The organism is Nostoc sp. TCL26-01 (assembly GCF_013393945.1).
In the GTDB taxonomy this organism is placed as follows: domain Bacteria; phylum Cyanobacteriota; class Cyanobacteriia; order Cyanobacteriales; family Nostocaceae; genus Trichormus.
The window spans coordinates 4,073,320-4,090,639 of sequence record NZ_CP040297.1 but is presented as its reverse complement, the minus strand read 5'-3'; the positions used below and the strand labels follow the sequence as shown (position 1 = coordinate 4,090,639).

Sequence of the window (17,320 nt, the reverse complement as noted above, 5' to 3'; positions counted from 1 at the left end):
TCTTGATGATGTTGGGTTTCCTTGCGTCAACCCAACCTAAAACTGCATCAACATTGTGAATGTATTGCCTGACGTTGTGAATGTATCGCCTGACGTTGTGAATGTATCGCCTGACGTTGTGAATGTATCGACTAACTCTAAGAGGATGTTTGAAAAGTCCTTAATTATCTATCAAATACTTTCAGATCCCCCTAAATCCCCCTTCAAAAGCAGGGCTGTTTCATTCCATTTCAAACAGGATTTGTCAAGATGGTTAGCAAGAAAATTGTCAGTAAGCGTGACGAAGAGATGAACATTTAAGCACTGAAATATCAGTAAAATAGTTGGTTTCATCGGCACGTCGGTAACAAAATAACTAATTTTTCATCGCTAGAACCCTTGATTTTTAAAGCTCTTTGGGGAATGAAACAGCCCTGCCCTTCAAAAGCAGGGCTGTTTCATTCCATTTCAAACAGGATTTGTCAAGATGGTTAGCAAGAAAATTGTCAGTAAGCGTGACGAAGAGATGAACATTTAAGCACTGAAATATCAGTAAAATAGTTGGTTTCATCGGCACGTCGGTAACAAAATAACTAATTTTTCATCGCTAGAACCCTTGATTTTTAAAGCTCTTTGGGGAATGAAACAGCCCTGCCCTTCAAAAGGGGGACTTTTTAAGGGGGGTTAGGGGGGATCAACTAGTGCTTAAAATCACAGTCAACCACTTTTCAAACATCCTCTAAAAGACTTGTGTGTACACAGTAGCCTTGCAGGAGAGAAGTACTCTGCGGGAAGCAAGCTATGGAAAGGGGTTTCAAGAATAAGTCGCACATCGCGTTAAATAACTATTTGTAACGTCGCTGCTGCAAAAGTGTTTAAATGATTCTGGTGAAAAGGATTTTCTTTAAGGTTCGCATGGTGCGAGTGGCAAAATTATGCTGATGCCAAGCTTGATAGAAATCGGGGTAAGGCATATTCTGGGCGCATTTCCAGGCTAAATTGTAGTATTGATAATCGAGTTGCCAATAACCACTTAAAGTTTTAACTACCTCAAAGCGATGTTTATTATCTTGTAAAATTCTCCCTAAGCTATCTGCTACCTGCCAACGGGTATAGTTATCCACATCCTGTGATTGCAGTAGTTGCACCAAAGCCGTGATCGCATCTGGATTTCCTGTACCGATTCTTCCTAAGCTAGATGCTACCTGCCAACGGGTATAGTTATCCACATCCTGTGATTGCAGTAGTTGCACCAAAGCCGTGATCGCATCTGCATTTCCTGTACCGATTGTCCCTAAGCTATCTGCTACCCGACTACGGGTGTCGTTATCCACATCCTGTGATTGCAGCAGTTGCACCAAAGCCGCGATCGCATCTGGATTTCCTGGGTCGATTGTCCTTAAGCTATCTGCTACCTGCCTACGAGTGCCGTTATCCACACCCTGTGATTGCAGCAGTTGCACCAAAACTGCGATCGCATCTGGATTTCCTTTACCGATTTTCCCTAAGCTATATGCTACCTGCCTACGAGTGTCGTTATCCACACCCTGTGATTGCAGCAGTTGCACCAAAGCCGCGATCGCATCTGAATTTCCTTTACCGATTTTCCCTAAGATATATGCTACCTGCCTACGAGTGTCGTTATCCACATCCTGTGATTGCAGCGGTTGCACCAAAGCCGCGATCGCATCTGGATTTCCTGGGTCGATTGTCCCTAAGATATATGCTACCCACTTACGGGTGTTGTTATCCACATCCTGTGATTGCAGCGGTTGCACCAAAGCCGCGATCGCATCTGGATTTCCTGGGTCGATTGTCCCTAAGCTATATGCTACCTGCCTACGGGTGTCGTTATCCACACGCTGTGATTGCAGCAGTTGCACCAAAGCCGAGATCGCATCTGGATTTCCTTTACCGATTGTCCCTAAGCTTTCTGCTACCCACTTACGGGTGTTGTTATCCACATCCTGTGATTGCAGCAGTTGCACCAAAGCCGCGATCGCATCTGGATTTCCTGGGTCGATTGTCCCTAAGATATATGCTACCCACTTACGGGTGTTGTTATCCACATCCTGTGATTGCAGCAGTTGCACCAAAGCCGCGATCGCATCTGGATTTCCTGTACCAATTTTCTCTAAGCTATCTGTTACCCGCCAACGGGTGTCGTTATCCACATCCTGTGATTGCAGCAGTTGCACCAAAGCCGCGATCGCATCTGGATTTCCTGGGTCGATTCTCCCTAAGCTTTCTGCTACCTCCCTACGGGTGTAGTTATCCACACGCTGTGATTGCAGCCGTTGCACCAAAGCCGCGATCGCTTTTTTACGGTCTGTTTGTTGCAGTGCTGAACTAGCTTCCTCTTGGATTGAACTTCGACTATTAATTGTCCAGTTGACAATTTGTTTGATTATTTTATCTGCTTTAAGATAATCTCTAAACTCTACAATGCCTGCGGCTGCTAAAAAATAGGCGCGATATTCATAAAATTTTTCACATCCGTCTTTGAAACTAACTAAAGCATCAATAAACTCTTGCTTTTGCTGTTTGATATCTTCTTCTGGTCGTCCTAACCAAAGTAATATTGTTTGCTTCCACTGCGGTTCAAAGATGCGATAAGTTCGTTGACTCGGATCATGAGGAACGTGCTTTAAAAAGAAATGCCAGTGATTAATTGCTTTAGCAGCAAAGTACTCTTGAAATGAAGCATGAAAGAAAGCATAAACTTTTTTATCATCTACGCCTATACAGTTCAGCCAGCCGCGATTTAGTGCCAAGTTCAGCAGCATCTCATCTTCTTGTTCCTTAAAGACGGAATTAACAAAATCTTGCGGCAAGCGAAAACGGATTTCTTTTTCGTCTATAGCTGCTTTAGCTAGTTTCCCAAGCTTGAGATTGAGTTGTTGCTCTTGGTGAGATGTTATGGGAAATTCGTCTTGTTTCCACTTGTAGAAGTCATCAACAAATTGCTGATAGAGTCCCGCTTGAGTATCTGGTAATTTGCCATCTTTTGATTGCCAATTAAAGCACAGCAGTGTCAATCGCAGAGGATTTTTCACTAAATCCTGAATCCTTTCTTTACCCGGTTCTTGCAACGCGATACATAACTGATTTCCAGTGTCGGGAATAGCAGCAAACCATTTGTGAATAAATTTCTCTACCTGTTCTGGATAAGAAAAATCTAAAGTGCGATAGATATCAAAATCATCAAGTGCATTACTACTACCATCCCACAGATTAACCCGACAAGTCAGCACAATTCGCGCTTGAGAAATCAACCCTGATTCCCGAAATTGGCGGGCAATTTCTGTTAAAGGATTAGATGCAGACATTTCATCTAATCCATCAAGTAGCAGCCACACTTGATTTTGATTAAACAGAGTAACAAAATCATCATCCTGTTGCTGAGTAGGTTTAGCTTTCCCTTTTTTCTTCACAGCAGCACTTAGCCAAGTCTCGAATAGATATTTCTCTAATTTTTGTTTTTCTTGTAAATCTGCTAAAGATACCCAAATGACAATCGACTGGGGAATCTTACGAGATACCCAATCAGCAATCTGCTGTAATAATGTTGTTTTTCCTGCACCTGGTTCGCCAATAATGGCAATTCGCTTACCTTGACTTTTCGGCGTGTTCTTCTGTTTGAGAACTTCTTCCAAAAAAGCATTATGCTCATAAGTTTTGGTAATTTCCGTCTCCTTGTACAGTTCTGAACCCTGTTCTGGAGAAATATTATCTTGAGGCTTCGACTGTTTTTTACGCTCAACTAATCCCAGTGGTACGTAAACATCATCAACTTGCAGTGCGACTCCTTCAGTTGATGTCAAAGGATTTGTTGTCAGCTTACGCCGTTCTGCAATTATTTCACGACAGACTTCACGCCAGTCATCGGGAGTTAACTTTGTCCCATCCTCCCCTGGGGACGGCTGTAGTCAATTAAATGTGACTGGGCCATGAAATTGAGATTGAAAAAACAAATTCTTAATCTCACCATTATTAATAACTGACGGATGTGACTGGATTTCTTCGGCTTTATTTTTAATTTCCTTAGCAGCCTCAGACTGATCATTATTAACTGCTGCTTCAACTTCTAAAACTGCTTGAGCAATTTCGGGATCTTGTGCGGCTTGTGTCAGTTCCAGCACTGCTTGACCGTAATCTAATGGTTGTGGTTCATTACTGGTAAGAGATGGGACTTTATTCTTGCGGCGCAGTAATTCTCTCAACTTACCAGGAGCAGCCCAGAAAGCATCACCAATATTTTCGCCGATTTTCTCCTGTGCTTTAGTCCACAGGGTAGTTGCGATCGCAGTAGCTACAGCAGTCAAGCTCACAGTTATCATAAATCCACTATCAATAAGCCAAATAGCGGCAAAATTTTATGTGTCTATTCTACTGGTAAAACTACTGATGCGCTAAATTTGCTAGCGATCGCTTTTAGTGGCTATCTTTACCAATTGGGGTAAGATGAAATGCGATCGCTAAAACTCATCAAAGGTAATCTTACCTGTATTTCTCCACAGATTCTACAGCAACATTAAATTGTTGAGCAATCTGTTCTACACTCATCCCAGTTTTTAGTAACAGGGGGACAGCAACTTTCAACAATTCAGCTTCCCTTTGTTCTAGACCTTGTTTTCGACCTTGTTCTAGACCTTGTTCTAGACCTTGTTCTAGACCTTGTTCTAGACCTTGTTCTAGACCTTCAGCTTTGGCTTCTTGATATACTCTTGTCTGCTCTAAATTCAGTCCTAGCATAGCTTCTACTTCCTCTCTACTCAAAGACGAAAACTTGTAAACAGCAATTGTTGTAATAATATCTATGATTTCTGTTTTCGGTAGTCTACCTGTTTCTTCTAATTTTACCCGTTGAATTAGTTGCTTGGCTTGCTCTGCCATTGCTTTGTCTGAGGCGGTCGTCAACTGCATTAAATTGATACCTATTGGTAGAGTATCAGCAGTACCTAACTCATCCAAATAAATGCGCTGCACTTGGTCGCTGTTTAAAAACAGACGATGAGTTTTTTTATCGTTTGGCTCTAAAGAGCGTGATGGAAATATTACCACACAGTACCAATCATCGTATTGGGATTGATTGCGGTTCAAATACATCATCGACTCGGTAAAAAAGCGATGATACAAAGCTTCAGGTAGAGTCGAGGGGAGCTATGACGCTCCGCCCCTCTCTGTTAAATCTGGACGTGAGACTTTCGCCTCATCCAGCTTCCGATATTCTTGAAGGTTAAGGTTTCTGTCTTTGCCACGCTTGGCTTTGGCTTACCAAGGATGATTTTCTAGATATTCCTCGGTAACTTCCCGACCAATTGGCGTTGTAGAACGTAGCTCCCTTTCCCTTTTGCCCATGTGGATGTAATCGTGGCAGCTTTCGTGTACTACCATGAGGTTTGATACCTTGCAGTTGCCGTGATTACCGTCTAAGTGATGTAGATGCACTCGTTCAATTGAAGTCAATTTGTGACCACAATACCCACAAGTATGGCTGTGCTTCCTTAATAGTTTCGAGGTAATGCCGTCGTATAGTTTACTGTTACGTTCACTCCAGTAAACTAAATCTCCATCAAAAGGGGATTTATTTCCTTTGACTTTGGTGTGACGGTTTTCGGAGTAAGGAACCAGTGGAAACGCTTGGTCTAGCAACTTCTTACTAGATTTGTGGTCAAGTTTTGTTTCCCGGTTAAACACCTTAAAAGCTCTGTATTGTATGTGATAGAGGTTCCATTTAGCACCGTCCATCTTACAGAACTTATGGTAATTTCGCCATCCTCTGACTATTGGGGAAAGCTTTTGAGCTTTCACAGTAGCGCCATAATTCGAGCTATTGACGATGTTCTTGACTTTGTTGCGGAATGCTTTGTAGTTTTCCTCTGAGGGAACACTTTTAAATTTTCCGTTTTGTTGGACGTAGAATCGCCAACCGAGAAAGTCAAAACCATCTGTCGAAGCGGTAAGCTTTGTCTTTTTCTTGCTAACTTTTAGCCCTCTTATTGCTAGGAATTGGCTGATGCGGTCAAGTATTAGAGTTGCATTGTCTTCAGGTCTTAGGAAAAATACCATATCATCGGCGTATCGGACACAGGCATTGACAATATCCTTTGTGGGGGTATTGGCTGTAATTTTGCATCCTCTTTTGACGTGATATTTGTGTATATCTTCTATACCATTCAGAGCGATATTTGCTAACAGTGGACTCACTACCCCACCTTGACAAGTACCTTGTTCTGGAAATTCCGGGTTGATTCCTGCTTTTAGGCATCGGAATATCCCCAGTTTTAGCCCTTTTGGGGCAGTCAGGTTTTCCATGATGGTTGAGTGATTTATTCTGTCGAAGCACTTTTCTATGTCAAGCTCAAGGATTCTTTTGTTGATGCCGTTTGCATGGGAACTGAGATTTTGGAAAATCTGTTTTTGGGCATCATGGGCAGAGCGCCCCGTTCTAAATCCGTAGCTTTGGGCATGAAAGGTGGCTTCGTGCGCTGGTTCTAATGCGTATTTGGCTAGACATTGCCAAGCCCTGTCTGCAATAGTTGGAACTTTCAGGTATCTGGTGGAGCCGTCTTTCTTGGGTATTGGTATCTGTCTGAGTTTGTTGTGATACCAGTTTGGCTGTCTGAGTGACAGTTCGAGGTGAAATCTCTCCTCATAAGTTAAGGCAGTTTTACCATCAATTCCCGCAGTCTTTTTCCCAGCGTTTAGCTGTGTTACTTGACGAATTGCCAGAAACCTAGCCGCACGAGATTTCAGGATTAGCTTTTGTAGGGACATTGCTTTACGCTTGTCTCCAGCTAGAACAGCTTTAAACACTCTTCTTTGTAAGCGGAAAAGATTCGCCCGAAATTTCTTCCAGGGTAGTGATTTCCATAGTTCACTGATATTTCTATCGTGTCTAACCATGCTTTACTCTAAGCAAGCGTTTTCTGAATACCTCACAACAGTTACGTTCTGTCCTACCCGATGTTTTTGGGGTTCCGTATCTCGTCTTACCTACTGGGGTTTTCGACCTTTCCCCAGACCAATACATCGTTTTTACTCGTTCCGTTCTTTTGATTGTTTGATGGTTTTGGGCAGTCCACTTTGCCTATCCTCTTCTCGGAGATGACAGCTATTAAAAGAATGATGCTGTGAGAATCTAGAGGATGTGGTCTACATTGGTTGTTCAGGTTGTAGCTTAATTCCTAAGACACTTTTTCAGGACTTGTTTACCCTTGCCATCTCCCCGTTAGCGCCAGTGTTGTTACCTGCTTGTTTTACAACTGATTGCGCCCTGTTCCCAGCTTCAGCCTCCATCATTCCGAGTATGGTCACTGTGGGCAGATAGGGAGTCACTTGTCTCCTCAAGGGTAGGTCTTGCTTTTCTAGGGTACTTGGCTCACCTACATCAAATGAACAGTTATACATTTTGAATTTGATTTTTCAGAATGTACCTTAGCCATAAATCCCTAGTTTCTAGGGGTTCCTGCTGAGAACGAGCCGCACTCTTTCTGAAATTGAACTTCTGCAAAAAAGATAACTCTGGGTGTTGCGCCTTCTGGTGGTAAGAAAACACCATCAATCCGAAAAGTAGTTTCTTTCACCTCCACTGACTCAAATCTATAGTTTTGCGCCTGTGCAGGACGGTTATCAACAAGTTCAAATATTAACCCTGGAAATCGCTTAAAAATTTGGTAATAAATGGAGTCACGTTTCACTAAAATATCGCCATATTGGGATTATTCAGAATTAATTTTATCAGTCTTTATCTGCATATCTAACAACAAAGCGATCGCTCTCAAATTAAGAGGATGTTTAAAAAGTATCATGAGTAACATCAAAATCTCAAAAACCTAACCCCTAACCCCTTCCCTACTAGGGAAGGAGAACAAGAAAATAAGGGTTTCAAAGCCTCTCTCCGTTTCGGGGAGAGGTTTGGAGAGGGGTTTCTAGTATACTTTTTGACTTTTCAAACAACCTCTAAGCTATAAAATCTGCATCAAGAATCTGAACTATAGAAAAAGGCGATTGTGCTGGAAACAATTCTGAGGGAAGCTGATATTTTCTGATAGTATCATTTCTCGCATCTGTATAACAATCTAGTAATACATCCTCTACAACAGATTTTAAACTGGGACTATCTTCTAAAAGATAAATTATTTGTCGTCTTTGCTCAACAATAGTATTACGCCATTCTTTAGCATTGTACTCTTTTTCTTCTGTCCAGTATTGCAGTTTTAATAAATGTTCAATTAAAATGATTAGACGATTTTTAAGTTCTTTCTTTTCGCTCCGCCCCATACTATCAATTTCTTCAATTAAATTCGCAATATCTAATTGTTCGAGTTTACCTTCCTGCAAAAGTTTAACTGTAGTTTGTATCCATAAGTAAAAATCTTGTTCATATAATGTTTTGTTAGTCTCAGAGGTCAACATAAAAATTTCTCCTGACTCAACAGAATAGGTAACAGGTAACAGGTAACAGAAAAAGAAGTAATAGAGGTGTACTGAGTTTTTTGTGTAAGCACAGGCTACGCCAACAGAAATTAAATATGATTCCTATATGTCTTAAAGCATGATAGCGATCGCACTTCCCCTCATACTCAAAAGTGCGATCGCTATTCATTCATCTTTTACAAGTCCTCTGATGAGTAGCAAAAAGTTTTAGTAGTGATTTCCCACCTTCCGGTGGTGGACTGCTGTCAATGCTTCTGGTTTGGAAACGCTGCCGGCGTAGACTGTGCTGTAGACTGCCCAATGATCGCCGCAGTCCATGCGGCTGGCGACTTCGCACTCGATGTAAGCTAGGGCATCGGTGAGGATGGGTGCGCCGTTTTGGGCTGGTTGGGTGCGGATGCCTTCAAAACGATCAGCACCGGGGGCGAACCGTTTGAGGAAGTGACGCATGAGTTTTTGGTAATTGCTTTCTTCTAGGACGTTGAGGACAAAGCGATCGCCTACTTGCATTAATGATTCAATCGCCCGATCTTTGGCGACTGCGATGGAGAATCCCAGAGGTTTGAAGCTGGCTTGTGCTACCCAGGAAGCTAACATGGCACTGGATACGTCACCTTTTTTGGCTGTAATAATATACAAACCACCACTAAGTCTACCTAGTGCTTTATCTAAATCAGCACCTAAAGACTTCATTGCTTTAATGCTGCGATCGCGTGTTACCCACTGACCTAAGTCTGTACCTGCTTCTTCACACTGTTTATAAGTGTTTTCACCAGGGGTTTGTTTGATGCGAATGGCGGGGAAACCTGTTGTCAAACCTAAGTTACGGAATTTAGTCAGGAGAGTATCTATCGGTTCATCATCCCCACCGCCAGTTTCAAATATACCGATCGCTTGTTTTTCGTTGGCAGAACCTAAAACGGTGCTGAGTGCGGCTTGAATACTGGCTGCACCGGAAGCGGGAGGTGTACCAATTACCAATCCCGCACAACGTCCAACTAGTTCGCGTAATTCTTGTAAATCGACTGGTGAACCTAAATCTACTATTTCTATCCCCACACCAGTTTTGCTGATACCATTGATGATTGCTTGGGCTAGGCGATCGCTATACCCATACTCAGAAACGTAGAATATGCCGACGGTTGTTTCTGGCTTGCTTTGGTTTTGACTCCACTTGCGGTAACGTCCGATTAATTCCTCGACGTTGTGGTAAAGTAATGGCCCGTGACCAGTGGCAATCATTTTCACGCTGGGTAATTCTCCCATCCGCTTGAGGGCAGACAATACAGATCGCGCATTCGGCCCCATCAAGCACTCATAATAATAGTGAAAATCTGCTTCAATGGTTTTTAAATCTTCATCGAAGGTACGCTCATCGCAATAGTGCATTCCGAAAGCATCACAGGTGTAGAGGGTTTGGGTTTTGTGGTCGAAGCTAAAGATGGTGTCAGGCCAGTGTAAATTAGGAGCGATGACAAACTCCATTTCGTGACCGTTGCCTAAATCTAAGCGATCGCCATTTTTGACTATCTGCCGCTTAAATGGTTGATGTACCAAATCTTCTAAAAATTGGATTGCTACTTTAGAAGCCACAACGGTAATATTGGGAGCCATTTGCAGCAAATCTCTGACTAAACCACTGTGGTCTGGTTCAGTGTGACTGACAATTAAATAATCGATATCTTGAGGATTGATTAATCCTGTGAGCGTATCTAAATAAAGCTGACGAAACTTTTCATGGGAAGTATCTACTAGAGCAATCTGCTCACCGCGTATCAGAAATGAGTTATATGTAGTCCCGTTTTGCAAACCGAACTCAATATCAAAGCGATCGCGATCCCAATCTAAAGAGCGAATTGCTGTCGTATCTTCCGCAATCTCCCCAGTTTGTATGGTGAGCCGTTTTTCAGCTTTATCTGTGAGTGCTACCATAACTCTCTCCTTAACACAATGAGTATTTATGCCTCTATTACTATTGTGACATGGGTTGTTTGTTAAGTTTTATTAAAAAATCTATAGATAACTTAAAAAAGTCAAAAGTGTGACATCAGACAATTATCCCAGACACATAAAAACTATATGGCTAGCCTTGGAAATTGGCAATTCCCGGCTGCATTGGGGTTTATTTTTCGGTAATACTCTAAATTGTACTTGGGATACTGAGTATTTACCTGAGTCAGTCGTACATGAATTGGCTGAGTCTCGAACACTAGATGAATTACTGAAGATTTTGCAACAAGGGGATAAGAGGAAAATTCTTTCTCCTCATCCCTCACTCCCTCACTCCCTCACTCCCTCACTCCCCCTGTCCCTCACCATCGCCTCTGTAGTTCCGCAACAAACGGCACTTTGGCAAAGCTACCCTAATGTTCGCGTCATCACGTTAGATCAGATACCCCTCAAAGACATATATCCTACATTGGGAATTGATCGGGCGTTGGCTTTGTGGGGTGCGGGGATAACTTGGGGGTTTCCGATGTTAGTAATTGATGCGGGGACAGCATTAACTTTTACTGCTGCGGATACTCATCAGTGTTTAGTTGGCGGGGCAATTTTACCGGGTGTAGGTTTGCAATTGGCGAGTTTAGGTCAAAAAACTGGACAATTACCGCAAGTGGAAATAAAGACAATTCCAGATTTACCTCGACGATTTGCACTAAATACCCCACAAGCGATTCAAAGTGGAGTGATGTATACCTTAGTGGCAGGAATTAGAGATTTTGTTGAGGAGTGGTGGCGTTTGTTTCCTCAAGGAAAGATAGTGATGAAAGGAGGCGATCGCCTTTTACTATTACATTATCTGCAAGAATTATATCCAGCGATCGCCACAAGTTTAATAGTGGAACCAAACCTGATTTTTTGGGGAATCAGAGAAATAGTAATTAATTAGAGGGTCGGAATTGAGCTTTAATTTTCTGGCCAATAGAAGTAGCTTCACGGCGAATCTTCTCAGTATCAAGCGTCAGCATCTGACGTTTCTGCATGAGAACTTGCCCATTCACAATCACAGTATCAACATCTTGGGCATCTGCTGCATAAACTAAATGCGAGATGACATTGTAAAGTGGCAGCATATGCGGTTCTTTAAGTTTCACCTGAATTACGTCTGCTTGCAGCCCCAACTTAATTGCACCAATTTTATCTGACAAGCCCAGTGCTTCTGCTCCGCCAAGTGTTGCCATCCGCAAAACTGTCTTAGCTGGTACAGCAGTGGGATTCAGGGTAGTCCCTTTATGGATGAGAGCAGTGAGGCGAATTGCATTCCACATATCCAGAACGTTGTTCGACGCGGCTCCATCTGTACCTAAACCAACCTTAACTCCTGCTTTCAACATCGCTGGAATCGGTGCAAAGCCGGAAGCCAGTTTTAAATTGGAGTCAGGATTGTGGATCACACCCACACCACGTTTAGCCAGCAGAGCAATTTCACTGGCGTTAGGCCAGACGACGTGTGCGGCAAATACACGGGGTTCTAGGAAGCTGAGATTTTCTAGATGTTGGACTGGGGTGGCGTTATAACGCTGCTGGACATCTCTAACTTCGGTTTGTGTCTCTGCTAAGTGAATCGTCAGGGGAACATCGTAATGACGTGCAGCGCGAATAGCTTGGCTCAGATGATCTGGTGAGACAGTGTAAGGAGCATGAGCAGCAATAGCCGGGATGATCCGTTCATTCTTGCCTTTCCATTGTTTCAGGAAATTGATCGCTGAGGCAAAGGCATCATCCCATCCTTGGAAACCAGGACTGGGAAAATCTATTGAGGAGGGCGCAATCACAGCCCGTAAGCCGCATTCATTCACTACATTGGCAGCCACATCTGGCTCAAAGTACATATCCACAAAGGTTGTTGTACCACCGCGTATCATCTCCCAACAAGCAAGCTGTTCGCCAACGCGGACAAAATTTTTGTCAACGAATCTTCCTTCTGCGGGGAAGATATAATTCTGGAGCCAATCCTCCAACGCCAAGTCATCCGCAAGACCGCGAAATAGAACCATTGCTGAGTGAGAGTGACCATTAACAAGACCCGGCATCATTACCATACCCTCACCTGGCAGCGTCCTGTCGGCTTTGTAAGCTGCCATGATTTTGTACTGAGTGTCTACGGCAACAATTTTGCCTTTTTGAATAGCGATCGCTCCATTCTCAATAATTGGTTGTGCCTCGTTCATCGTCACGATGAAATCGCTACTGACAATCAATTCTACTTTTTGTTTTCCTTGAGTGCCTAGATTATAGTTACTCTGAGCAATAACTATCTGACCGAAAAAGACAAACAACGTCGTACAAACAAAAAGAACTAACAGCTTATAATATTTTGTCAGATGATATTTCACGCTAAAATACCCTGGTTGAATTTTGCTTGTGACTTTATCATCGGTCTAATTGCCACCAATTTCACACTTTAAAATTGTGTTTTATATTAAATTAATTTTTAATCATTCTTCGCAATTTGGTAATCATAAATAGCGTTATTTTATAACTCTCATGAGAGAAAAAATAAAGACAAAATCTGCAATTATAAGTTTAAGAAAATTATTCTCATAGATTAATTACAGAGGGTTATTTGATTTTTAAATTCACGATAATTGCCAGCCAAAAATCCCCAGCTTCTCAAAGAAGTTAGGGATATAGCAGGGCGGAGCATTGTTACGAATTGATTTAGTTGGTAGGGATGTTTGTCAGCAGTCCAGTGATTAAGCTTTGGCTTTTTGAGTAGCAACTTGTCTACGCTTCATCACCCAGGCGATCGCCGCAGCAAAAATTGTACCACTCGTTGTTAATGGTTCAGGTATTGGAGTTTTAGAGGTAATATTATTTAATCCATTGCTCTGATCTATTGTCCCCTCTGTAGGATTTCTCAGACTAAGGCCAAAACTAACATTCCCGAACAGATAATAATCTGTACTTTGTCCGTTATCTTGACCTACATCAAAATATCCAAACAAAGACTTCGTGACTGTATCGTAGTTAAAGTCTAAAAAATCATAACCAATACTGCCATTAATAACTGGGGCAAAACTATTCAACAATTTTTTACTTGGGTCAAAAAAAGCGATTGTAATAGATTGCAGCTTTGAATTATCTATGGTTGTGTAACCTTGAGTTTCATCATAAGAAAATGAGCCTTTAGCTGAATACCCAGCATTACCAGTCCAATCAAAGTTGAGTGTAACTGCATGGACTGGGACAGCTTCTAGTAAACCCAGGCTCATTATTACCCCAGCCGTAGTAACGATACAAAGCTTTTGAGTTAATTTCATTAGAAAAACTTTTCCAATTTAATAATCTGTCTCAAGCCATCTGCGCTTAGTATAGATTATTGCATTGCTTAGTTAAATCTTTATCTACTAATATCAACTATCGGCAAACGTACACTTAATAATTATTTTCTTGACTTGTATGTTATTTTGTGTAGTATGCGGCAAAACCTCCGCAGTAGTCAGCATTTACCTTTAATGAATATTCAAGTTCATTAGGGGTGTAAGGGTGTAGGAGTTGAAGGTGTTGGGGCTAGTTCTTCCCCCTACACCCGCCCCAACGGGGCTTGTTACACCCTTGCCCCCCTAAACCCCCACACCCCTAATTTGCTGCTGTCTGGGCTTCTTGGTAGATAATCTCTTGGAACTGGATCACATCTTTTTGTGGGTCAGAAAAACTCACTTTGACTAATATCTGTTCACCCAATGCAGCTGATCGCTTAAATACCATTGGTAATTGTAAGCCCAAATCTTCTAACAATATCAGTGCTAAGTTGCTGTCTTCTCGTAGCCACATTAAAACCGTCACTTGCCAAATTTCCTCTGGATGACGGCGGAGATATTCTAATGCCCAATAGCGATTGGTTTGCCGTTCCACCATTGTCACTTCTTGGGTGGTGCTGGTGACAGTCATCATTACTTCTTTGAGTTGTTCGGCACTAAAAGGTGGTGCTTCTCCCCGCAGGTGGGCTTTGAGTTGAAAGTGGGTGAGTAAGTCGCTGTAACGACGAATCGGGGAGGTGGCTTGGGTATAAGTATTTAATCCTAAACCAGAGTGGCGGACTGGGGTGATGCTCATTTCACTCTTGGGCATACAGCGACGCATGGCACAAGCGCGAACAAAGCCTGGTGGTAATTGGAGAAGTTCGTCTTCTGGGGGTAATTCTGGTTGTGGTTGACCACGAAAGGGTAAGGGAATGTTATTAACTTGACCGTAACGGGCGGCAACTTCACCAGCTAAAATCATCATTTCTGCGACTAACTGCCGTGATGCGGAGTCTTCTAGGATGTCGATACTGATATCGTCACCTTTTACTTTAATCATCGCTTCCGGCATGGTGATGCTGATGGCTCCTTGATTGTAGCGCCAAGATTTGCGCTTTTTAGCCCAGGTCGCGATCGCTTCTATTTCCGGTTCTGCTTGTACGCCTAACTGCAACATCTCATCTGCATCTTCATAGGTGAGACGATAGGTAGGTTTAATAGAACTGGGATGAATCGTGAATTCTGCTACTGCCCCTGTTATATCTAAGACAACACCGAAGCTCAAAGCACAACAAACTTTACCTTGGACTAAACTCATCGGGCCAGTTGCCAACAACTCTGGAAACATGGGAACCATCCCCGTAGGCAAATAAACTGTACTGCCCCGTTTCCTAGCTTCTAAGTCTAAATCATCTTCTGGCACTAGGTAGCGTGTCGGATCAGCAATATGCACCCATAACCGTTCCTTACCGTCTGGGAGTTTTTCCCAACTTAGACCATCATCTATTTCTGTGGTGCTTTCGTCATCAATCGTATAAACCTTCAGGTGAGTCAAATCGAGGCGATTTGCATCTAAGTCTGTTGGCGGGAAATCCAAACGCTGTTGCGCCACTTCTAATACCTTGTTAGGAAACTGAATTGGGATAGACGAACGACGCAGGAACAAGTTTTCATTAGCACTCCACCATCCTAAGTCTACCAGTAGTTGAAAAGCTCCTTGGGGAGTTGCAGTTCGCCCCAAGAGATTCATTGTTTCTAAAACTGTGGCCGGGGGGGGATAAGCACGTGCCAGAGAATCAAAGTTTAGCCCTACCCGGACAATATCTGCCAGTAAGGCTGCGTATTTTTCCAATGCTTCTAGGCGTTGACGGTCATGGCGTGACCATTCTACTGCTTCACCTTGGAGTGCTTGCTCTATACGCACTAAAAATTCTTGCTGTCCTCTAGCTTTGAGGGCTTCTACTTCTATCTGGTGTTTGCGTTCTGCTACTTGAGCCGCCGTTCTCGGCTCGTAGGCATCACCTTTTTGCTTAAAATAAAGCTTGTCATCTGATAATAGGCAATGAGCAGCATAACAGGGAGCAGGTGCTGATTCCGAAAACAGTAAGTTAGCCATAGCAGCCGGTGTGACTGTTTCCCCATCCTCCACCAGTAATTCCCAAGCTACTTCCAAACTGGAAGGGTCTAAGAAAGGCTGGATTTCCTGCAAAAACCCACTGATATCAGATGGCTTGTAGGTACTACCGTTAACTATATATGTAATTTGTCTAGGCGCGAGGCTGTGGGGTTGACCGCGTTCATCTACCACAAACCAACGGGTCTTACCGTCTGGACGATCTACTACGCCTAAACGGCGATCGCCTTGAACCCTAAATTCAACTAGCGTCCCCTTCTCCACAACTCTCGCACTCTAGTAATTTTAGATTTTTGATTCTGGATTTTGGATTTCATCTATCATGTTAAATCCTTGATCCAACTATTTCTCATGCAGTGGTATATTTTACACTTTCTGATGTAGATTTAAGATTTTGGACTCAGATAGACAAAGCTAAATGTTGAACGCAATACAGCTTTTCCTCATAATCCAAAATCTGAAATCACAAATTCAAAATGGTTTTAGCCTTCTGCATTGATAAATGGCAGTAAAGCCACAATCCGCGCCCGTTTAATTGCTAATGTCAAGTCTCGCTGTTGTTTAGCAGTCAATCCAGTAATCCGTCGGGGTAAAATCTTACCACGTTCGGTGATGAACTTACGCAATAAATCAACATCTTTATAATCAATCGGTTCTCCAGGCTTGATGGGAGACAGACGACGACGGTAATAGCTCATCTTTACTTGATTTCCTTGTGAACAGTATGTTTATTACAGTGGGTACAGAACTTGTTCAGTTCTAAACGGTTGGTTGTGTTCCGACGGTTCTTAGTTGTTGTATACCGTGAAACACCTGGAGATCGCTTGTCTGGATTTGTCCGACACTCAGTACACTCTAGTGTCACTACAATACGGACACCTTTACTTTTAGCCATAATCTTACAAACGCTAAAGCCTGAAGAGAATTAACACAAATGACTATCTTCTCACATTTCGCCGCAAAATTTCAACTAGTCGCTTAACTTTTATATCCAGCGAATAGCCACGACGGGACGAAACAATAGAAGTTTTGGCGTAGCGGTCATGCCAAGCCTGCTGCATCTGAGTATCAGAGAAGGCAGCACCACAGTCAAGCGCTAGGGGAATCACTAGCAGTATAGCAGTGGGATTCGCCCTAATATTGCCCAAAGCAATGGACACTAAAATAGCACCAAAGCAAATTATAGCCTCTCGTTTCAAGAGTGCTTGTAATTCGGGAATCCTGGCAACAACTTGTCCGTCTTCCACTTCTAAAACTTTTAAATCAAACGCCCAACGCCCTAAACTCTGCCCTTGATTGTTGTAGACTACCAGCACTCGCAAAATTAGCCAACCGACAATAAAGACAAAAATTTGCGTCACTTGAATCCCCAGATTATTACTGCCAAGCAAAGAACTGACTAACCAAACACCAAGGAAATCTAACCCCAAAGCCAAGCCACGCCGCCAAGTATCAGCTTTAGGATAATGTTTTTTGGGAATTCGGGCGATCGTCATAACAATAGGGATTTTATTTACAT

13 protein-coding genes and 2 pseudogenes are annotated in these 17,320 nt (G+C 42.7%); 1 reads left to right on the top strand and 14 read right to left on the bottom strand.

Annotated elements, in window-relative coordinates; translation table 11 throughout:
* Positions 1–854: 854 nt before the first annotated feature.
* From FD725_RS17880 to FD725_RS17845, 8 genes and pseudogenes are all read right to left on the bottom strand, one after another.
* Positions 855–3,803, bottom strand: a complete 2,949-nt coding sequence (locus FD725_RS17880) for a HEAT repeat domain-containing protein (protein ID WP_179049385.1) — start codon at positions 3,801–3,803, stop codon at positions 855–857.
* Positions 3,804–3,908: 105 nt separating this feature from the next.
* The gene (locus tag FD725_RS17875; RefSeq protein WP_179049384.1) at positions 3,909–4,319 is read right to left on the bottom strand and encodes a hypothetical protein; all 411 of its coding nucleotides are present in this window, start codon (positions 4,317–4,319) and stop codon (positions 3,909–3,911) included.
* Positions 4,320–4,479: 160 nt separating this feature from the next.
* Positions 4,480–5,124 (bottom strand): annotated as a pseudogene (locus tag FD725_RS17870) (Rpn family recombination-promoting nuclease/putative transposase); the annotation flags it as partial.
* Between the two features lie 129 nt (positions 5,125–5,253).
* Entirely contained in the window at positions 5,254–6,888 is a 1,635-nt protein-coding gene (locus FD725_RS17865; RefSeq protein WP_179049383.1) for a reverse transcriptase domain-containing protein, read from the bottom strand.
* Between the two features lie 294 nt (positions 6,889–7,182).
* On the bottom strand, positions 7,183–7,392 hold the full coding sequence (locus FD725_RS17860; RefSeq protein WP_179049382.1) for a hypothetical protein: 210 nt from the start codon (positions 7,390–7,392) through the stop codon (positions 7,183–7,185).
* Between the two features lie 77 nt (positions 7,393–7,469).
* Positions 7,470–7,682 (bottom strand): annotated as a pseudogene (locus FD725_RS17855) (DUF2887 domain-containing protein); the annotation flags it as partial.
* 262 nt (positions 7,683–7,944) lie between these two features.
* Positions 7,945–8,400 (bottom strand): DUF29 domain-containing protein, encoded by a 456-nt coding sequence (locus tag FD725_RS17850; protein ID WP_179049380.1) that lies wholly within the window; start codon positions 8,398–8,400, stop codon positions 7,945–7,947.
* Positions 8,401–8,628: 228 nt separating this feature from the next.
* A complete protein-coding gene (locus FD725_RS17845; RefSeq protein WP_179049379.1) occupies positions 8,629–10,353 on the bottom strand; it encodes a diflavin flavoprotein in 1,725 nt (574 codons plus the stop codon).
* A gap of 109 nt (positions 10,354–10,462) precedes the next feature.
* Between FD725_RS17845 and FD725_RS17840 the strand changes: the two genes are divergently transcribed.
* Positions 10,463–11,311, top strand: a complete 849-nt coding sequence (locus tag FD725_RS17840) for a pantothenate kinase (protein ID WP_256871648.1) — start codon at positions 10,463–10,465, stop codon at positions 11,309–11,311.
* Here the strand turns inward: FD725_RS17840 and FD725_RS17835 are convergent.
* From FD725_RS17835 to FD725_RS17810, 6 genes are all read right to left on the bottom strand, one after another.
* Positions 11,304–12,758: an amidohydrolase gene (locus tag FD725_RS17835; RefSeq protein WP_256871647.1), complete on the bottom strand. Its 1,455-nt coding sequence runs from the start codon at positions 12,756–12,758 to the stop codon at positions 11,304–11,306. The genes FD725_RS17840 and FD725_RS17835 overlap by 8 nt on opposite strands.
* Before the next feature lie 360 nt (positions 12,759–13,118).
* Positions 13,119–13,685, bottom strand: a complete 567-nt coding sequence (locus FD725_RS17830; protein WP_179049378.1) for a hypothetical protein — start codon at positions 13,683–13,685, stop codon at positions 13,119–13,121.
* A gap of 319 nt (positions 13,686–14,004) precedes the next feature.
* Complete coding sequence (locus FD725_RS17825; protein ID WP_179049377.1) at positions 14,005–16,065, bottom strand: ribonuclease catalytic domain-containing protein; 2,061 nt, start codon at positions 16,063–16,065, stop codon at positions 14,005–14,007.
* A gap of 218 nt (positions 16,066–16,283) precedes the next feature.
* A complete protein-coding gene (rpsR, locus tag FD725_RS17820) occupies positions 16,284–16,499 on the bottom strand; it encodes a 30S ribosomal protein S18 (RefSeq protein ID WP_066383809.1) in 216 nt (71 codons plus the stop codon).
* A gap of 2 nt (positions 16,500–16,501) precedes the next feature.
* Positions 16,502–16,696: a 50S ribosomal protein L33 gene (gene rpmG / locus FD725_RS17815; protein ID WP_179049376.1), complete on the bottom strand. Its 195-nt coding sequence runs from the start codon at positions 16,694–16,696 to the stop codon at positions 16,502–16,504.
* A 43-nt stretch (positions 16,697–16,739) separates the two neighbouring features.
* Positions 16,740–17,297: an RDD family protein gene (locus FD725_RS17810; RefSeq protein ID WP_179049375.1), complete on the bottom strand. Its 558-nt coding sequence runs from the start codon at positions 17,295–17,297 to the stop codon at positions 16,740–16,742.
* Between the last annotated feature and the right edge of the window lie 23 nt (positions 17,298–17,320).

Bases quoted from the DNA above. Each gene is read 5' to 3' on its own strand.
- FD725_RS17850 (WP_179049380.1), bottom strand. From the start codon at position 8,400: ATGTTGACCTCTGAGACTAACAAAACATTATATGAACAAGATTTTTAC.
- FD725_RS17875 (WP_179049384.1), bottom strand. From the start codon at position 4,319: ATGATAACTGTGAGCTTGACTGCTGTAGCTACTGCGATCGCAACTACC.
- FD725_RS17845 (WP_179049379.1), bottom strand. From the start codon at position 10,353: ATGGTAGCACTCACAGATAAAGCTGAAAAACGGCTCACCATACAAACT.
- FD725_RS17860 (WP_179049382.1), bottom strand. From the start codon at position 7,392: ATGTATAACTGTTCATTTGATGTAGGTGAGCCAAGTACCCTAGAAAAG.
- rpsR (WP_066383809.1), bottom strand. From the start codon at position 16,499: ATGAGCTATTACCGTCGTCGTCTGTCTCCCATCAAGCCTGGAGAACCG.
- FD725_RS17865 (WP_179049383.1), bottom strand. From the start codon at position 6,888: ATGGTTAGACACGATAGAAATATCAGTGAACTATGGAAATCACTACCC.
- FD725_RS17830 (WP_179049378.1), bottom strand. From the start codon at position 13,685: ATGAAATTAACTCAAAAGCTTTGTATCGTTACTACGGCTGGGGTAATA.
- rpmG (WP_179049376.1), bottom strand. From the start codon at position 16,696: ATGGCTAAAAGTAAAGGTGTCCGTATTGTAGTGACACTAGAGTGTACT.
- FD725_RS17810 (WP_179049375.1), bottom strand. From the start codon at position 17,297: ATGACGATCGCCCGAATTCCCAAAAAACATTATCCTAAAGCTGATACT.